Origin of the sequence: Nonomuraea mangrovi (assembly GCF_042681425.1) — a bacterium.
In the GTDB taxonomy this organism is placed as follows: domain Bacteria; phylum Actinomycetota; class Actinomycetes; order Streptosporangiales; family Streptosporangiaceae; genus Nonomuraea; species Nonomuraea mangrovi.
Genome location: NZ_JBHUFV010000106.1, coordinates 79,637 through 96,320, shown reverse-complemented (window position 1 = coordinate 96,320; position 16,684 = coordinate 79,637). Strand labels below are relative to the sequence as shown.

General features: G+C 69.3%; 12 protein-coding genes and 1 tRNA gene. 6 read left to right on the top strand and 7 right to left on the bottom strand.

Annotated features, from left to right (window positions below):
* Positions 1-681: 681 nt before the first annotated feature.
* The 3 genes from ACFSKW_RS54095 to ACFSKW_RS54085 all read right to left on the bottom strand — a co-directional run bounded on the left by ACFSKW_RS54095 (position 682) and on the right by ACFSKW_RS54085 (position 3,315).
* On the bottom strand, positions 682-1,659 hold the full coding sequence (locus tag ACFSKW_RS54095; RefSeq protein WP_379583615.1) for a ribose-phosphate diphosphokinase: 978 nt from the start codon (positions 1,657-1,659) through the stop codon (positions 682-684).
* Positions 1,656-3,104 (bottom strand): bifunctional UDP-N-acetylglucosamine diphosphorylase/glucosamine-1-phosphate N-acetyltransferase GlmU, encoded by a 1,449-nt coding sequence (gene glmU, locus ACFSKW_RS54090; RefSeq protein ID WP_379583613.1) that lies wholly within the window; start codon positions 3,102-3,104, stop codon positions 1,656-1,658. The genes ACFSKW_RS54095 and glmU overlap by 4 nt, the downstream gene beginning before the upstream one ends.
* A gap of 139 nt (positions 3,105-3,243) precedes the next feature.
* Positions 3,244-3,315: transfer RNA gene (locus ACFSKW_RS54085), tRNA-Gln, on the bottom strand.
* Between the two features lie 279 nt (positions 3,316-3,594).
* On the opposite strand from ACFSKW_RS54085, the gene ACFSKW_RS54080 reads away from it, so the two are divergent.
* From ACFSKW_RS54080 to ACFSKW_RS54065, 4 genes are all read left to right on the top strand, one after another.
* Positions 3,595-4,533 (top strand): acyl-CoA desaturase, encoded by a 939-nt coding sequence (locus ACFSKW_RS54080; protein WP_379583611.1) that lies wholly within the window; start codon positions 3,595-3,597, stop codon positions 4,531-4,533.
* An 82-nt stretch (positions 4,534-4,615) separates the two neighbouring features.
* The gene (locus ACFSKW_RS54075; protein ID WP_379583609.1) at positions 4,616-5,446 is read left to right on the top strand and encodes a TetR/AcrR family transcriptional regulator; all 831 of its coding nucleotides are present in this window, start codon (positions 4,616-4,618) and stop codon (positions 5,444-5,446) included.
* A 54-nt stretch (positions 5,447-5,500) separates the two neighbouring features.
* A complete protein-coding gene (locus tag ACFSKW_RS54070; protein WP_379583607.1) occupies positions 5,501-7,561 on the top strand; it encodes an RNA degradosome polyphosphate kinase in 2,061 nt (686 codons plus the stop codon).
* Entirely contained in the window at positions 7,554-8,363 is an 810-nt protein-coding gene (locus tag ACFSKW_RS54065) for an NUDIX hydrolase (protein ID WP_379583605.1), read from the top strand. The genes ACFSKW_RS54070 and ACFSKW_RS54065 overlap by 8 nt, the downstream gene beginning before the upstream one ends.
* Here ACFSKW_RS54065 and ACFSKW_RS54060 read toward each other — a convergent pair.
* Entirely contained in the window at positions 8,351-9,784 is a 1,434-nt protein-coding gene (locus ACFSKW_RS54060) for a CYTH and CHAD domain-containing protein (RefSeq protein ID WP_379583603.1), read from the bottom strand. The two genes, ACFSKW_RS54065 and ACFSKW_RS54060, sit on opposite strands and share 13 nt — an antisense overlap.
* A gap of 162 nt (positions 9,785-9,946) precedes the next feature.
* Entirely contained in the window at positions 9,947-10,720 is a 774-nt protein-coding gene (locus ACFSKW_RS54055) for a trans-aconitate 2-methyltransferase (protein ID WP_379583601.1), read from the bottom strand.
* A gap of 56 nt (positions 10,721-10,776) precedes the next feature.
* Between ACFSKW_RS54055 and ACFSKW_RS54050 the strand changes: the two genes are divergently transcribed.
* Complete coding sequence (locus ACFSKW_RS54050; protein ID WP_379583599.1) at positions 10,777-11,268, top strand: MarR family winged helix-turn-helix transcriptional regulator; 492 nt, start codon at positions 10,777-10,779, stop codon at positions 11,266-11,268.
* Positions 11,269-11,519: 251 nt separating this feature from the next.
* Here the strand turns inward: ACFSKW_RS54050 and ACFSKW_RS54045 are convergent, their stop codons facing one another.
* Both ACFSKW_RS54045 and ACFSKW_RS54040 read right to left on the bottom strand, forming a co-directional pair.
* Positions 11,520-13,319, bottom strand: a complete 1,800-nt coding sequence (locus ACFSKW_RS54045; protein WP_379583597.1) for an ABC-F family ATP-binding cassette domain-containing protein — start codon at positions 13,317-13,319, stop codon at positions 11,520-11,522.
* A gap of 395 nt (positions 13,320-13,714) precedes the next feature.
* Positions 13,715-14,617, bottom strand: a complete 903-nt coding sequence (locus ACFSKW_RS54040) for a 4-(cytidine 5'-diphospho)-2-C-methyl-D-erythritol kinase (protein WP_379583595.1) — start codon at positions 14,615-14,617, stop codon at positions 13,715-13,717.
* Between the two features lie 419 nt (positions 14,618-15,036).
* Between ACFSKW_RS54040 and ACFSKW_RS54035 the strand changes: the two genes are divergently transcribed.
* Positions 15,037-15,840, top strand: coding sequence for an arginase family protein (locus ACFSKW_RS54035; RefSeq protein WP_379583593.1), 804 nt, complete (start codon positions 15,037-15,039; stop codon positions 15,838-15,840).
* The last annotated feature ends 844 nt before the right edge of the window (positions 15,841-16,684 follow it).

Below are 16,684 nucleotides of genomic sequence, written 5' to 3'. Positions count from 1 at the left end.
CTTTTGTGAGGTAGTGGGCGCGCTGATCGCATCTCCACCACTTGACTACGAAGAGTTATGATACATGCGCGCATGGTGACATACAGCGTGAGCTGGTCGAATGCACGGAAGGCCTCGGCAAACTCGCTCAGCGTGCCGGGCGCCCTCCCGAGCCGACGTCGCCGGACGCCTGCCGGGGGTCGAGAACGACGTCGTCACCGGCGGTTCCGGGGGCGGGGAGAGCTGGGACGGATCTCGCCTCACTGCACTCTCGGCGGCGGGCGAGCGCTACGGCGTGAACGGCTCGCGCAAAGGTGGGCGCTACGGCGTGAACGGCTCGCGCGCGGGGGTACTGCGGCGGGAAGGGCTCGCGCACAGGTGGGCGCTGCGGCGTGAACGGCTCGCGCGCGGGGGCGCTACGGCGTGAACGGCTCGACTGAGCGTGGGCGAGTTGCCGAGCGAGTGGAAGGCCGAGCGAGTGGAAGGCCGAAGGCCGGGCGGTCCCTGCCTGCCCTACCTGTGCGCCCGGCGTGGCCGCCGGCGAGGAGGCCGGGCCGGCGGGGCGATCCGGTCGCAGTCGCGTATGTCCGGATGAAACGCGCGCTACCAGGAGGCCGGGGTCACGTCGGGCGCGCGGTCATGAAGGGCTGTGGCGAGGGAGCATGGCTCCCCCGCCACAGCGGAGCGCTCACGCGCACATGATCAGGTGTTGCCCTCGAACAGGCTGGTGACCGACCCGTCGCTGAACACCTCGGTGATCGCGCGGGCGATGAGCGGCGCGATCGACAGCACGGTCAGCTTGTCGAACCTCTTCTCCTCCGACAGCGGCAACGTGTTCGTCACGATCACCTCGGAGATGCGCGAGTTCTTCAACCGGTCGACCGCCGGGTCGGAGAAGACCGCGTGGGTGGCGCACACGATGACGTTCGTGGCGCCCTGGTCGTACAGCGCGTCGGCCGCCTTGCAGATCGTGCCCGCGGTGTCGATCATGTCGTCGATCAGCACGCAGGTGCGTCCGCGGACCTTTCCGACGACCTCGTTGACCTTCACGGAGTTCGCCACGTCGAGGTCGCGCCGCTTGTGGATGAACGCCATGGGCGTGCCGAGCGTGTCCGCCCAGCGCTCCGACAGCCGGACGCGGCCGGTGTCGGGTGAGACGATCGTGGTGGTGGCCAGGTCGAGCTTGTCCTTGAGGTAGCTCTCCAGGACCGGCATGGCGAACAGGTGGTCGACGGGCCCGTCGAAGAAGCCCTGGATCTGCGAGGTGTGCAGGTCGATCGACATGAGCCGGTCGGCGCCCGCCGTCTTGAAGATGTCGGCCATCAGCCGCGCGGTGATCGGCTCGCGGCCACGACCCTTCTTGTCCTGTCGCGCGTAGCCGAAGAACGGCATGACCACGGTGATGCGCTTGGCGGAGGCCCGCTTGAGCGCGTCGACCATGATGAGCTGTTCCATGATCCACTTGTTGATCGGCCCGGTGTGGCTCTGGATCACGAAGGCGTCGCACCCGCGTACCGACTCCAGGTAGCGCGCGTAGATCTCGCCGTTGGCGAAGTCGATCAGCTTCGTCGGCGTGAGCGAGACCCCGACGTTCCTGGCGACCTCTTCGGCCAGTTCAGGGTAGGCCCGGCCCGAAAAGAGCATCAGCTCCTTGGACCCCGGCTGTTTGATGCTCGTCACGTGCCACTCTCCCGCTCTTGCTCGGCAAGCGCCCTCTCGGCCGCCGCTGCCGACTTCGTGCCCGCGCGCCTGCGCAAGACCCATTTCTCGATGTTGCGCTGCCGCGCTCTTGCCACGCCGATCGCCCCTGGTGGGACGTCGTCGGTGATGACCGATCCGGCCGCCGTGTAGGCGCCGTCGCCGATGGTCACCGGAGCGACCAGCATGGTGTCGCACCCCACGAAGACGCCGTCTCCGATGGTGGTGTGGTTCTTGTTGACCCCGTCGTAGTTGACGAACACGGCCGACGCCCCGATGTTGACGTCCTCGCCGATCGTGGCGTCGCCCACGTAGGTCAGGTGCGGCACCTTGGACCGTGCCCCGACCTTCGAGTTCTTCACTTCGACGTAGGTGCCCGCCTTCGCCTTGTGGCCCAGCTCGGCGCCGGGGCGCAGGTAGGCGTACGGCCCGACGGAGGCTTCGGGCCCGATGACCGCGCTGTCGCACACCGCGTTGCGCACGACGGCGCCCGCTCCGACGGTCGTGTCGGTCAGCGTGGAGGCGGGGCCGATCTGCGCGCCGGCCGCGACGGCGGTGCTGCCGTGCAGCTGCGTCCCGGGGTGGATGACGACGTCGGACTCGAGCGTGACCTGCACGTCGACGAAGGTGCTCGCGGGGTCGATGACGGTCACGCCCGCGCGCATGTGCGACTCGAGGATGCGCTGGTTCAGCACCTTGCGGGCGAAGGCGAGCTGCACCCGGTCGTTGACGCCTTCGACCTCGACGTAGTCGGCGGCGATGTGGGCGCCGACCCTGTGCCCTTCCTCCCTGAGGATGGACAGCACGTCGGTGAGGTACTCCTCGCCCTGCGCGTTGTCCGTCGACACGCGCTTGACGGCGTCGGCGAGCAGGAGGCCGTCGAAGGCGTAGACGCCGGAGTTCATCTCCTTGACGGCGCGCTGGGCGGGGCCGGCGTCCTTCTCCTCGACGATCTCCAGGACGGCGCCGGTGTCGTCGCGGATGATCCGTCCGTATCCGGTCGGATCGGGCACCTCCGCGGTCAGCACGGTGACCGCGTTGCCGTCGGCGGCGTGGGACTCCAGCAGCCTGGCGAGGGTCTCGGCGCGCAGCAGCGGCGTGTCGCCGTAGGTGACGAGCACCGTGCCGGCGATCGTGCCCACCTCTTCGAGCACGGTGCGGACGGCGTGCCCCGTGCCGCGCTGCTCGCGCTGCACGACCGCCCGAGCGTCGGGGCTGGTCTGGGCGAGGTGGCCGCCGACCCGCTCCTTCGCGTGGCCGATGACGACGATGAGCCGCTCGGGTTCGAGCTCCCGCGCGGCGACGAGCATGTGGTCGACCAGCGCGAGGCCGCACAGCTCATGGAGGACTTTGGGGGTCTGGCTCTTCATCCGGGTGCCCTCGCCTGCGGCGAGGACGATGACTGCTGCCGGGCGCGGCACACTCACGGACTGAGGCTCCCTGTGACGAGGCGGATCAGGGCGTGGCACGGCTACCGCACCGCTACCCTCCCGACACCGTGAGGATACCTTCCCGCCCTCGGTGCCTCTCTAGCTACCCGGCCGATGGCCGTGTCGTGCTCCAGAGCTCCCGGAAGAGGACTCGAACCCCTACAAAGTGGACCAAAACCACTTGTCCTGCCGATTAGACGATCCGGGATGATCCGGACACTCGCGTGTCGCGGCTAGTCATACGATACCGACGTCTGTGTCACTCACGCGCCGCATTTCATCCCGCGGACAGGGCGGTACTCCAGGCTGTCAGCCGAGCACTTATACCAGCCCACGATGGCACCCGCAAGACACAGAACCCACTCAGCAATCGACGGAGACCGTTACCTTCCACACATTCGCTTCTGGCTCGTTCCTAACTTACGCTGACGTAGGTTACGGATGCGTAGCCCGGACATTCATCTACATATGTCGTGAGAGGTAGCCCATGACCGTCCTTGCCGATCGACCGGCGCCCGGTCCCAAGCCAGACGTGGATCCCGAACCCAAGACCAGGGCCGAACTGATCACCTTCGGTCTCGTCGTGGGCCTCCCCCTGGTCGCGATCGCCGCCGCCGTGCCGTTCGCGTGGGGCTGGGGCCTGGGGTGGACCGACATCGCGATCGCCTTCGTCTTCTACGTCGTCTCGGGGCTGGGCGTGACAGTCGGGCTTCACCGCTACTTCACGCACGGGTCCTTCAAGGCGAAGCGCCCGATGAAGATCGCGCTGGGCATCGCGGGCAGCCTGTCGCTGGAGATGTCGGTCCTCGACTGGGTGGCCACGCACCGCAAGCACCACAAGTTCTCCGACAAGGAGGGCGACCCGCACTCGCCGTGGCGCTTCGGCCCGGGATTCAAGTCGATGTCCAAGGGCCTGCTGTACGCGCACATGGGCTGGCTGTTCGAGAGCGAGCGCACCAACAGGGAGAAGTACGCCCCTGACCTGTACAAGGACCCGGACATCATCAAGCTCCACAAGTGGTTCGGCGCGCTGGCCGTCACCTCGATCTTCCTTCCCGCGATTCTCGGCGGGCTGCTGACCTGGTCGTGGCAGGGCGCGCTGACCGCGTTCTTCTGGGGCTCGCTGGTGCGCATCGGCCTGCTGCACCACGTGACCTGGTCGATCAACTCGATCTGCCACGTGTTCGGCGACGAGGCCTTCGAGGTGCGCGACAAGTCGCGCAACGTGTGGTGGCTGGCGATCCCCTCGTTCGGCGAGTCGTGGCACAACCTGCACCACTCCGACCCGACCTGCGCCCGTCACGGGGTGCTGAAGGGTCAGATCGACCTGAGCGCGGGCCTGATCCGGATCTTCGAGCGGCTCGGCTGGGTCCACGACGTGCGGTGGCCGACTCCCGAGCGCCTGGCGGCGAAGCGCATTGGGTAGTGCCGATACCACGGTGCCCGGTCACGGACCGGGCACCGTCATTATGGAACCTGTGACCACCGAATCCCGATCCCGCAGACGCATGACAGGAAGAGAGCGAAGAGAGCAGCTGATCACCATCAGCCGCGCGCTGTTCGCTGAGAAGGGGTTCGACGGGACCTCCATCGAGGAGATCGCCGCCACGGCGCAGGTGTCCAAGCCTGTGGTGTACGAACACTTCGGCGGCAAGGAGGGCGTCTACGCGGTGGTGGTCGATCGCGAGATGCAGAAACTGCTCGGCATGATCACCGCGGCGCTGTCGGCGTCGCATTCGCTGATCAAGCTGGAGCGGGCGGCGCTCGCGCTGCTGCAGTACATCGAGGAGAGCAGCGAGGGCTTCCGCATCCTGGTGCGCGACTCGCACGCCGCTTCGGGCACGGGCACGTTCGCGAGCCTGATCAGCGAGATCGCCAGCCAGGTCGAGGACGTGCTGGCCGACGAGTTCAAGAGCAGGGGCTACGACCCCAAGCTCGCGCCGATGTACGCGCAGATGCTGGTCGGCATGGTGGCGCTGACCGGTCAGTGGTGGCTCGACGTGCGCAGGCCCGGCCGCGAGGAGGTCGCGGCGCACCTGGTGAACCTGGCGTGGAACGGCCTGACGGGCCTGAACCCGACGCCGCAGATCACCGCCACGAGCAAGCACCTTGAGCTCGCTCCCCTTCCCGCGATGCCCAGGCCGACCGAGAAGGAGCTCAAGGAGGCTCAGAAGGCCAGGGCCAGGGAGCTCAAGGAGGCCGAGAAGGCCAGGGAGCGTGAGCTGAAGGAGCGCGAGCGGCTGCTGCGCGACGCCGAGAAGGCCAAGGAGCGCGAGGACAAGCTGCGTCAGCGCGAGGCGAGGTTGGCCGAGCGGGCGGCGAAACTCGAACAAGAGTGAGTCGTTGAGACGAAGTTAACGCTTTGTTCAATCTGGTTGGGCATATTACGTAATATGTCCGCCGAGCTCCTGCATACCGGAAATGATCTGCCCCTGCCTCAGGAGCGGTTCCTCAACCGTGAGGAAAGCTGGCTCCAGTTCAACGAGCGGGTGCTCGAGCTGGCCGAAGACTCCTCCCTCCCCCTTCTCGAACGCGTCCGATTCCTGGCGATCTTCGCGAGCAATCTCGACGAGTTCTTCCGTGTACGGGTGGCCGGCCTCAAGCGGCGGATGGCGACGGGCCTGCTGCTGCGCACCAAGAGCGGCCTCAAGCCGCGCGAGGAGCTGGCCCGCATAGGGACGATCGCGGACGGCCTGGCCAAGCGCCACGCCGCCCTCTTCCACGAGCGGATCTGCCCGCAACTGGCGAGCGAGGGCATCGAGATCGTCCGTTGGGACGACCTCGGCCGCGACGAGCGCACCGAGCTGCGCAAGCTGTTCAGGGAGCGCATCCGTCCGGTTCTGACGCCTCTGGCCGTCGATCCGGCCCACCCGTTCCCGTACATCTCGGGTCTGAGCCTCAACCTGGCCGTCGTCGTGCGGAACCCGTCGACGGATCACACGGTCTTCGCCAGGGTCAAGGTGCCGTCCCAGCTCCCGCGGTTCGTGACCGCCTCCAAGGACAGGTTCGTCCCGCTGGAGGATGTGATCGCCGCCCACCTCGGGCAGCTGTTCAAGGGCATGGAGATCCTCCAGCACCACGCCTTCAGGGTGACCCGCAACGAGGACCTCGACGTCGACGAGGACGTCACGGAGAACCTCATGAAGGCGCTGGAGAAGGAGCTGCTCAAGCGCAGGTTCGGTCCTGCGGTCCGGCTCGAGGTCGAGGACACGATCACGCCCGAGGTGCTCGAGCTGCTGGTCGACGAGCTGGACGTGGCGCCGCACGAGATCTACAAGATCAACGGCCCGCTCGATCTGACGGGCCTGCACGCGATCGCCGACCTCGACAGGGGCGAGCTGAGCTACCGCCCGTTCGTCCCCTCCGAGGCCATCCACGCCGAGGACGACATCTTCGCCGTCCTGCGCGAGCGTGACGTGCTGCTGCACCACCCCTACGACTCCTTCGCGACCAGCGTGCAGCGCTTCATCGAGCAGGCGGCCGAGGACCCGAGCGTTCTGGCGATCAAACAGACCCTCTACCGCACCAGCGGCGACTCCCCGATCGTGAACGCGCTGATCGACGCGGCCGAGGCGGGCAAGCAGGTCGTGGTCGTCGTGGAGATCAAGGCCCGCTTCGACGAGCACGCCAACATCTCGTGGGCGCGCAAGCTGGAGAAGGCCGGCTGCCACGTGGTCTACGGCGTGGTCGGCCTGAAGACCCATTGCAAGCTCGCGCTGGTCGTACGGCAGGAGCCCTCGGGCGAGCTGCGCCGCTACTGCCACATCGGCACCGGCAACTACAACCCGAAGACCGCCCGGCTCTACGAGGACTTCGGCCTGCTCACCGCCGATCCCCTGGTCGGCGAGGACGTGACCGACCTGTTCATCCACCTGACCGGCTACTCCAACCACTCGGCCTACCGCAGGCTGCTCGTCGCGCCGCACTCGCTGAGGGGCGGGCTGCTGGCCAGGATCGAGCGGGAGATCGCCCATCAGCAGGCGGGCCGTCCCGCGAGAATCCGGATGAAGACGAACTCCCTCGTGGACGAGCAGCTGATCGACGCCCTCTACCGGGCATCCCGTGCCGGCGTGCCGGTGGATCTGTGGGTTCGGGGCATCTGCGCGCTCCGTCCGGGCATTCCCGGGCTGAGCGAGAACATCCGCGTCCGCTCGGTTCTCGGGCGCTTCCTCGAGCACTCCAGGGTGTACGAGTTCGGGCTCGGCAGGCGACCCGAGATCTGGATCGGCAGCGCCGACCTGATGCGCCGCAACCTCGACCGCAGGGTGGAGGCGTTGGTGAAGGTGACCAGCCAGCCGCACAGGGCCTACCTGATCGAGCTGCTCGACCTGGTGATGGCCGAGACCACGAACAGCTGGTGGCTGAACTCCGACGGCACGTGGAGCCGCCACCAGGGCGAGGACCTGCAGAGTCACACCCTGGCGACCAGGCGCTGGAGAACCGTTGATGACTGACCCCATCAGAGCTGCAGGCGCGGTCGTCTGGCGAGGTGACGAGGTCGCCCTCGTCCACCGGCCCGCCTACGACGACTGGACCTTCCCCAAGGGCAAGCTGCGGCAGGGCGAGCACGTGATCGCCGCCGCCCTGCGCGAGGTGCGCGAGGAGACCGGGCTCACCGTGCTCCTCGGCCGCGCCCTGCCTCCCGTCCACTACCTGCGCAAGGGCCGGTTGAAGCGGGTCGACTACTGGACGGCCCGCGCGGTCTCCGGCGAGTTCGTCCCCGGATCCGAGGTGGACGAGATGGTCTGGCTGCCCGTCGACGAGGCCAGGGCGCGCCTGACGTACGAGTGGGACGCGGGCCTGCTGCGCGCCGTCACCGCCGCGCCGCTGGAGACCGCCCCCTTACTCCTGATACGGCACGGCAGCGCGGGCTCGCGCCAGAAGTGGAAGGGCGACGACGACCTGCGCCCGCTCGACGACGAGGGCGAGGTCCAGGCGCGCACGCTCGCCACGGTGCTGCCCGCCTACCGGCCAGGAGCCCTGCTCAGCTCGCCGAGCAGGCGGTGCGTGCAGACCCTGCCCGACGCCGGCGTCCGGCTCGAGCCGCTGCTGAGCGAGCCGGGCTACGACCCTGACAAGACCGCCGAGCTCGTGCGCGAGATCGAGGGCCCCGTGGCCGTGTGCAGTCACGGCAAGGTGCTCCCTCCGCTGATCTCCGAGCTCAGCGGCGTGCGGGTGCACCTGCGCAAGGGCGCGTTCGCCGTCGTCCATCGCGCCGGCGAACAGGTCGTCAGCGTCGAGCGCTACGCCGTCTGAACCTTCGCCCACACCTTGGGGAAGTCGGCCTGCGCGCGCTCGGCCGTGCCTCGCTCGATGCCGACGAGGACGCCGTAGGTGAAGGTGTCCTCCCCCGCCTGCCGCGCGCTCTCCGCCTCCTTGGCGAGCGTGTCCTGCGCGACGACCCCGTCCTGATGCAGTCCGAGCACGTCCTGGATGGATTCGGCGCGCTTGGCCAGCTTGCTCATCCCGAGCGCCTCGGCGGTGTATCGAGCGCGTTTGGCCGCCTTGCGCACGTCGTGCATGGCGATCTCGCGCCGCTCCTCGTCCGGGATGGCCTGAGCGGTGTCGTACGCCTTCGTCACCCGCTGCCAGTTCTTGTCGGCGACACCGGCGAGCGTGGAGTCGGCGGGCTTCTTGGCCGCCTTGCCCAGTGACGGCTTGGCGACCAGCTCGTCGAGCGCGTCGAGCAGCGCGTAGTAGCGCTCGCCGCTCAGCGTCTCCCTGATCCTGCCGTACGCCTCTTCCTCCCGTGCGCCGAGGTCGTCGCCGAGCCGTACCTGGATGGGGCCCACCACCAGCTCGGGCGGCAGGTTCTTCAGGTGACGGGCGAACCTCGCCCTGATGACCTCCAGGTCGCGGGCCTCGCCGAGCACGGTGCCGAGCCACTGCAGCTCGTCCTGAACCCGCTCGGTGTCGCGCACGATGCTCCTGAACGCCTTCAGCGCGCTGCGCAGCCTGCGGCAGGCGACGCGCATCTGGTGGACCGCGTCCTCCTCGGCCCTACGGGTGCGCGGGTCCTGCGAGAGGAGCGCCTCCACCTGTCCTGCCAGGTAGTCGATGACGACGTCGCCGGCGGTGCCGTCGCCGACCCGGGCGCGCGTGGGCGCCGCCGGCTTCAGCAGCCTGGCCAGCTTGCTTCCCGTCCCGGCGGGTACGGCCCCCGCCTTGCGCAGCCGCTTGCCGACCTTGGCCAGCAGGTCGGGGTCGCCGTTCTCGAGCAGCTCGGCCTCGACCTCGCGCCAGCGCTCGACCTGCGGCGCGTCTCCGAGCACGGTGCCCTTGACCCGGTCGTCGGCCACCTCGACCAGCCCCGACAGGACGCGCACGCTCCTGCGCGTGTCGAGCTCGGCGACGGCCGCCAGCTCGGCGCCGCGCGTGTAGGCCTGGACGAGCTCGGCCAGCTCCCAAGGGATGATCTTCGTGCTTCGGGTGAGCGGGAGCTGGATCTCCTGGCGGGCGCCCTTGGCCTTCGGCAGCTTCAGATGCCAGCCCGCGTCCGCGCCGCCTCTGCGTCTGCGCAGCGTGATGCCCCTGGCGGCCAGCCTCAGATCAGGGGTGTCGTAGTAGAGCGCCACGAGCTGGTAGCTCCTCGGCCCCACGACCTCCCCGAGCTTGCCCAGGTCAGGGACTTCGTAGTCGTCAGGGACGTCGAACTTGTCTTCGATCTCGATGCTCACTGCACCTCGCAAGTGTCGAATTGCGGACAATAATGCCACTGCGCAATGAACAGGAGAAGTCCGGAAGAATCCTCGCCGCCAGCAGGTGGAACCATGGCCGGGGCTTGACGCCGCCGCGCGCCCTTTGCGCCTATCTACCCATGTTCCGCCTGTTCAGGAGGCCTAACCTTTCCGGCCGACCACGAAGATCCGCCGGAACGGGAAGGGCGTGCCGTACGGCCTGCTCGGGTAGGCCTCGTCGAGCCGGACGGCGAGCTCGTCGGCGAAGCGCCTGCGCTCGTCGGGCTCCAGCCTGTCGAAGACCGGGCGCAGGGCGGTACCAGAGATCCAGTTGAGGACCGCATTCTCGCCCTCGAGGATGTGGACATAGGTGGTCTCCCAGGCGTCCACCCGCAGCCCGAGGCCGCTGAGCTGGTCCACGTACGCCACCGGGTCGACGACCGGCCAGGGACGCTCGAAGTCGCCGAGCCTGTCCCGCCAGGCCTCGCTCGCGCACAGCTCCCTGATCAGCACGTGGCTGGGGGCGTCGAAGTTGCCCGGCACCTGGAAGGCGAGCCAGCCTCCAGGACTGAGGTCGTCGACCCAGCGCTCGAACAGGTCGCGATGCGTCGGCACCCACTGCAGCAGGGCGTTCGACACCAGCACGTCGATGGGCCGGTCGGGATGCCACAGGGTCACGTCGGCGACGTCGAACCTGGCGGTGGTCCGCAGCTCGCGCGCCTTGCTGATCATCGCGGGCGAGGAGTCGAAGCCGTAGACGGTGGCTCCGGGCCAGCGTTCGGTCAGCGTGGCGGTGAGTTCGCCCGATCCGCAGCCCGCGTCGACGACATAATCGGGTGCGTCCGCGTGGACGCGGCTGACCAGCTCGATATACGGCCTGCCGCGCTCGTCGGCGTACTTGGCGTAGGTCGCGGGATCCCAAATATCTCTCGACATAGAGATAATTGATATCGAGAGAGATATCTCGATGTCAAGACAGTACACTTTGTGTCATGACGATGGACGAGGTCGACAGGCTCGTGGCGTCCTGGCAGCAGGAACGCCCCGATCTCGATGTGACGCCGCTGCAGGTGCTGAGTCGAGTCTCCCGCCTGGCCCGCCATCTCGACAGGGCGCGACGCGCCTCCTTCGCCGAACACGACCTCGAGCCGTGGGAGTTCGACGTGCTCACCGCGTTGCGGCGGGCGGGCAAGCCGTACGAGCTGTCGCCGGGCGCGCTGCTGCGCGCGACGCTGGTGACCTCAGGGACGATGACCAACCGCATCGACCGGCTGGAGCAGGCCGGCCTGGTACGGCGCCGCCCCGACCCCGAGGACCGGCGCGGCGTGCTGGTGTCCCTGACCGACGAGGGACGGGCCAGGGTCGACGCCGCCTTCGCCGACCTGCTGCGACGGGAGCGGGACCTTCTGGCGAGCCTGGGGTCCGACGAGCAGAAGATTCTCGCCGATCTTCTCCGCACCCTCCTCACCCCGTTCGACACCTGACCGTCCGCGCCCACGACCATGCCCCGAGCCGGCCGGCCACTTCGCCGAGGATGGTCAGCGTCGGTCCGTCACCCAATGGGGGTGGCCCGGGCCGGCCTGACACTCGCCGAGCGTGGCCCGGGCCGGCCTGGCACTCGCCGAGCGTGGCCCGGGCCGGCGTGGCACTCGCCGAGCGTGGCCCGGGCCGGCCTGACACTCGCCGAGGGAGGCTCGGGTCAGGCGGGCGCTCGCGGAGAGTGCCCGCCGGGCGGTCACTCGCCGAGCCGCTCGGCCACCTCCAGCCACTCCGCCTCGACCGCGTCCTTCTCGTTCAGGATGTCGCGCAACTTGCCGTCCAGCTCGCCCAGCCTGGCGTAGTCGCTGGCCGCCTCCGCCATCACGGCGTGCAGCTTCTCCTCCTGCCCACTGAGCTTGTCGAGCTGCCGCTCCAGACGGCTGAGCTCCTTGCGCAGCTCCCGCTCCTCCTTCGCCGACAACCCGGAGGGAGCCTCGACGCTCTCCGGCGCGGGCGCCGCCGCCGGAGCCGTGCCCGCGACCCGCGCCGTGACCGCCGTACCGGCCGCCCGCCGTTCGAGGTAGTCGTCCACCCCGCCCGGCAGCATCGACAGCCGCCCGTCGCCCAGCAGCGCCACGCACCTGTCGGCCACCCGCTCAAGGAAGTAGCGGTCGTGGCTCACCAGCACCAACGTGCCCGGCCAGCCGTCGAGCAGGTCCTCCAGTTCGTTCAACGTCTCGATGTCGAGGTCGTTGGTCGGCTCGTCGAGCAGCAGCACGTTCGGGTCGTCCATGAGCAGGCGCAGCAACTGCAGCCGCCGCCGCTCCCCTCCGGACAGGTCGCCGACGACCTTCCACTGCGCCTCGCCCTTGAAGCCGAGGCGTTCGAGCAGCTGGGAAGCCGTCCACTCCTTCTTGCCGAGCTGGATGTACTTGCGGATCTGCTCCACCGACTCCAGCACCCGCTGCGTCAGGTCGACGTCGGCGAGCTCCTGCGACAGGTACGCCAGCCGTACCGTCCTGCCCGTGACCACCCGGCCCGCGTCCGGCTTGACCTGGTCGGCGAGCAGACGCAGCACTGACGACTTGCCCGAGCCGTTGACGCCGATCAGCCCGATGCGGTCGCCAGGACCGAACTGGTAGGTGCACCGCTCCAGCACCAGCGGGCCCGCGTCGGGCCCGCCCGCGTGCAGCGTGACGTCCTCGAGGTCGTAGACGGTCCTGCCGAGCCGCGCCGCCGCGAACTTCATCAGCTCGACGGTCTCCCGCGCCGGCGGCTCGTCCGCGATCAGCGCCTGCGCCGCCTCGATCCTGAACTTCGGCTTCGACGTACGCGCGGGCGGACCCCTGCGCAGCCAGGCGATCTCCTTGCGCATCAGGTTCTGGCGGCGCTCCTCGGCCGCCTGCGCGATACGCGCCCGCTCGGCCTTGGCGAGCACATAGGCGGCATAGCCACCCTCGTAACGCTCCACCCTGCCGTCGACGACCTCCCACGTCCTGGTGGAGACCGCGTCGAGAAACCACCTGTCGTGCGTCACGACCAGCAGCGCGCTCCTACGCTGCGCCAGATGCCCCGCCAGCCAGGCGATGGCCTCGATGTCGAGATGGTTCGTGGGCTCGTCGAGCATGATCAGCTCGTGCTCGTCGATGAGCAGCCTGGCCAGCGCCGTACGCCGCCGCTCCCCACCCGACAGGTCCCCGACCAGGCTCTCCAGGTCGAGATCGCCGATCAGGTTGGCGAGAATCTCCCTGATCGCCTGGTCGCCCGCCCACTCGTGCTCGGCCCTGCCGCCCAGCACCGTCTCGTGGACCGTTCTGCGCGGGTCGAGGTCGTCCCGCTGGGACAGCAGACCGACCCGCAGGCCCCTGTTGTGCGTCACCCGCCCGGAGTCCGGTTTCACCGCCCCCGCGACCACGGACAGCAGCGTCGTCTTACCGCCGCCGTTGCGGCCGACGACGCCGATGCGCTCACCGGCCTCGATGCCGAGGGACACGTCGGAGAGCAGCGGCTTGGGCCCGTAGGCATGGGAAACCGACTCAAGATTGACCAGATTCATCGCCCCCCAGGGTACGGACTACCGCCCCATTTGGCTAAGCGACCCATCCCGCCCTCCCGCCCGCACGGCGGCCTGCTCCTCCCGGCCACCGCCCGGAGCACGGCCCACCGCTCGAAGCACGGCCACCTCTCGAAGCACGGCCACCTCTCGAAGCACCGCCCGGTGCGCCGCAGCTGATCGGTGCCGCCGCTCGCAGCGCGGCCGCCACTCGAAGCGCCACCGCCCGAAGCGCCGCTGGCCAGAGCGCCGCCGCCCGGTGCGCCGCAGCTGATCGGTGCCGCCGCTCAGAGCACGGCCGCCGCCATGAGCGCCACCTGGTGCGCTGCAGCTGGTCGGTGCCGCCGCTCAGAGCGCGGCCGCCACCCGGAGCGCCACCGCCCGAAGCGCCACCGCCCTCACACGATCGAGGCGCCTGCCACCGGTCCATGAGCGGGCACCGCCGTACGGCACACGCCCGCCCCGACGAGTCCAACCGCCAGTTCCCGCGCCTGGTCCTCGTCAGCCGCCAGGAACGCGCACGTCGGACCCGACCCCGACACGATCGCACCCAGCGCGCCCAGCTCCCGCCCCGCCTCCAACGTACGGGCCAGCGACGCGCGCAACATCAACGCCGCAGGTTGCAGATCGTTGGCCAGCTCCGCGCCCAGCGCCCGCGCGTCCCCCTCCTTCAACGCCGCCAGCAGCGCGTCGCTGGCCTGCGGCCAGGCCACGACCTCGCCCAGCGCCGCCCGCAACCGGTCACACTCCGCGTACACCCTCGCCGTCGACAGGCCGCCGTCGGCGATCGCGAACACCCAGTGGAACCTGCCGCCCGTCGCCAGCTCGGCCAGTTGCTCACCCCTGCCCGTGCCGACCGCCGTACCGCCCAGCAGCGAGAACGGCACGTCGCTCCCCAGATCGGCGGCGATCTCCATCAGGTCCTCACGCGGCAGCCCGAGACCCCACAACTCGTTGCAGGCCACCAGCGTGCCCGCCGCGTCGGCGCTGCCGCCCGCCATGCCGCCCGCCACCGGGATCGCCTTACGGATGATCAGCTCGACCCCGTACGTCCTGCCCGCGTGCTTCGCCAACGCCCTGGCCGCCTGGATGGCGAGGTTCCCGTCGTCCACCGGTACCTGGTCGGCGGACTCACCCTCCACCCGCACGGAGATCGACTCCGACTCCTTCGCGATCACCTCGTCGAAGACGGAGACGGCATGAAAGACGTTCACCAGGTCGTGGTAGCCGTCATCCCGAAGCGGGCCCACGGACAGCTGCACGTTGACCTTTGCGGGCACCCGGACGGTCACGGAACTCATCGATCTTCTGCCACTCTCGTCGCCTGCTCGGTCAGGGCTTTCGATGCTAGCGGGACCAGCACGCTCACCACGCCCTCCCACCCCGACCCTCACCATAAGCCCACGCCGTCCTGGCCCGACTGGAGGTGGAGACCCGTGGACGGCGCAGGAAGCGCGGATGGCAGGGAGACGCGGGAGGCACGCGAGAAGGAGCGAACGGATGTGAGAGGGAGCGAGGGCTCGGGGCCAGGCCCAAGCGACACGGAGGGCTGCCGAGCCGAACTCGCAGGCCAGGCCCAAGCGACACAGAGAGCTGCCGAGCCGAACTCGCAGGCCAGGCCCAAGCGACACGGAGGGCCGCGGGGCCGAGCTCGTAGGTCTGGCGGCTCGGCATATTCTGCCGACTGCGGGAGCAACCCAGCACGAGTGAGGTCGATCCGATGTCTCAGGTGACGGTCGTCGAGGTGCCGCAGTGGCGAGGGTCGGGTTCGGCAACGGCCGAGCGCCTGGTCGAAGGGGCCGGGCTGCTCGCGGCGATGGTGCCGGACGCGGTCCGCCATCGGGTCGAGGTCGAAGAAGGCGATGCTCCTTCCGCTCTCGCCACCACCGCCGGTAGGGCCAGGGCTGCCATCGACGGCGCCCGCGACGGGTTCGTGGTGACCGTGGGCGGGGACTGCGGTGTCGAGCTGGCGCCCGTGTCCAATGCGATCGATCGGTACGGCGAGCGTCTCGCCCTCGTCTGGTTCGACGCGCACGGGGACCTCAACACCCCCACGTCGTCCCCCTCCGGCGCCTTCCACGGGATGATCCTGCGAGCGCTCACCGGCGAAGGGCATGACGAACTGGTGCCCGGACGTGCCATCAGCCCCAGCAGGGTGGTTCTGGCCGGTGCGCGGGACCTGGATCCAGGCGAGCGGGACTTCATCGCGGCCGGCGGCCTCACCCATGTGACCGTGGCCGACCTGGCCGACCCCGCCGTGCTGGTGGAAGCCGTGGCGGCTACCGGAGCCTCGGCCGTCTACGTCCATATCGATCTTGATGTGTTGGATCCCGAGGTGTTCGCGTCCGTGGGGAGTCCGGCGCCCGCGGGGCTTCAGCCTGACCACCTTCTCAAGCTCGTGACGGCTCTGACGGAACGGTTCGAGCCGGCGGGGCTCGGCATCACGGAGTACGAGCCAGGCCGGCCCGAGGACCAGGCGCTCCTGACCCCGCTGGTCGCGGCCCTCGTCGCCAGCGTGTCCTGACCCTGAGGCGAGGCCAGGCGAGTCTGAACCCCCACCGGCTCCCCGACCCAGCACCCGCCCACTGCCAGGTCGCGAGCCCTCGACCCCGGGACGCGTCACCCCACACCCCACGAGCCTCGCGACTGTCAGGCCCCGGAACCCCGCCCCGGAACACGCCGCCCCAAGAACCACAAGCCCGTCGGCCACCACGCCCGGGACGCATCGCCTCAAGAGCCACGAATCTGTCGGATACCAGGCCCCGGGACCTCGACCCAGAACACGCCACCCCAAAAACCACAAGCCCGTCGGCCACCACGCCCGGGACGCATCGCCTCAAGAGCCACGAATCTGTCGGATACCAGGCCCCCGGAACCTCGACCCAGAACACCCCAAAAACCACAAGCCCGTCGGCCACCACGCCAGGAACACATCGCCCCAAGAACCACGAACCTGTCGGATACCAGGCCCCGGGACCTCGACCCGGCACGCGTCGCCCCAAGTCCCGCGAGCCTGCCGGCTGCCACACCAGGGGCGTCGGCGAGCCAGAGCCCCCAGCCCCACGCTCCGGCAACCCGTGGGCGGCCTGCCCGGGCCCGTTGCTGCCACGCGACAGAATCCGGTCGGCATCCTGTCGGCGCACCCGGCCCTGAGCCTGCGCCCGCGAGATTCCACGCCCGCCGGCCCAGAGGTGACCCGGCCAGAGCCGGCCCCGCACCTCGGCAACCCGTAGCCGCCATGCCCGGAGCCCATCGATGAGTTGGCCCAGAGCGCACCGGCTCCTGTAGCGCGGAAGCCTTCGGGCAGGCCATGTTCTGGCCTCGTAGTGCGGAAGCCCTTGGAGCAGGCCACGTTCTGGCCCGTAGCG

Coding starts and splice junctions, on each gene's coding strand:
- ACFSKW_RS54080 (WP_379583611.1), top strand. CDS start 3,595: ATGACCGTCCTTGCCGATCGACCGGCGCCCGGTCCCAAGCCAGACGTG.
- ACFSKW_RS54075 (WP_379583609.1), top strand. CDS start 4,616: ATGACAGGAAGAGAGCGAAGAGAGCAGCTGATCACCATCAGCCGCGCG.
- ACFSKW_RS54065 (WP_379583605.1), top strand. CDS start 7,554: ATGACTGACCCCATCAGAGCTGCAGGCGCGGTCGTCTGGCGAGGTGAC.
- ACFSKW_RS54055 (WP_379583601.1), bottom strand. CDS start 10,720: ATGTCGAGAGATATTTGGGATCCCGCGACCTACGCCAAGTACGCCGAC.
- ACFSKW_RS54050 (WP_379583599.1), top strand. CDS start 10,777: ATGACGATGGACGAGGTCGACAGGCTCGTGGCGTCCTGGCAGCAGGAA.
- ACFSKW_RS54070 (WP_379583607.1), top strand. CDS start 5,501: ATGTCCGCCGAGCTCCTGCATACCGGAAATGATCTGCCCCTGCCTCAG.
- ACFSKW_RS54040 (WP_379583595.1), bottom strand. CDS start 14,617: ATGAGTTCCGTGACCGTCCGGGTGCCCGCAAAGGTCAACGTGCAGCTG.
- ACFSKW_RS54035 (WP_379583593.1), top strand. CDS start 15,037: ATGTCTCAGGTGACGGTCGTCGAGGTGCCGCAGTGGCGAGGGTCGGGT.
- ACFSKW_RS54045 (WP_379583597.1), bottom strand. CDS start 13,319: ATGAATCTGGTCAATCTTGAGTCGGTTTCCCATGCCTACGGGCCCAAG.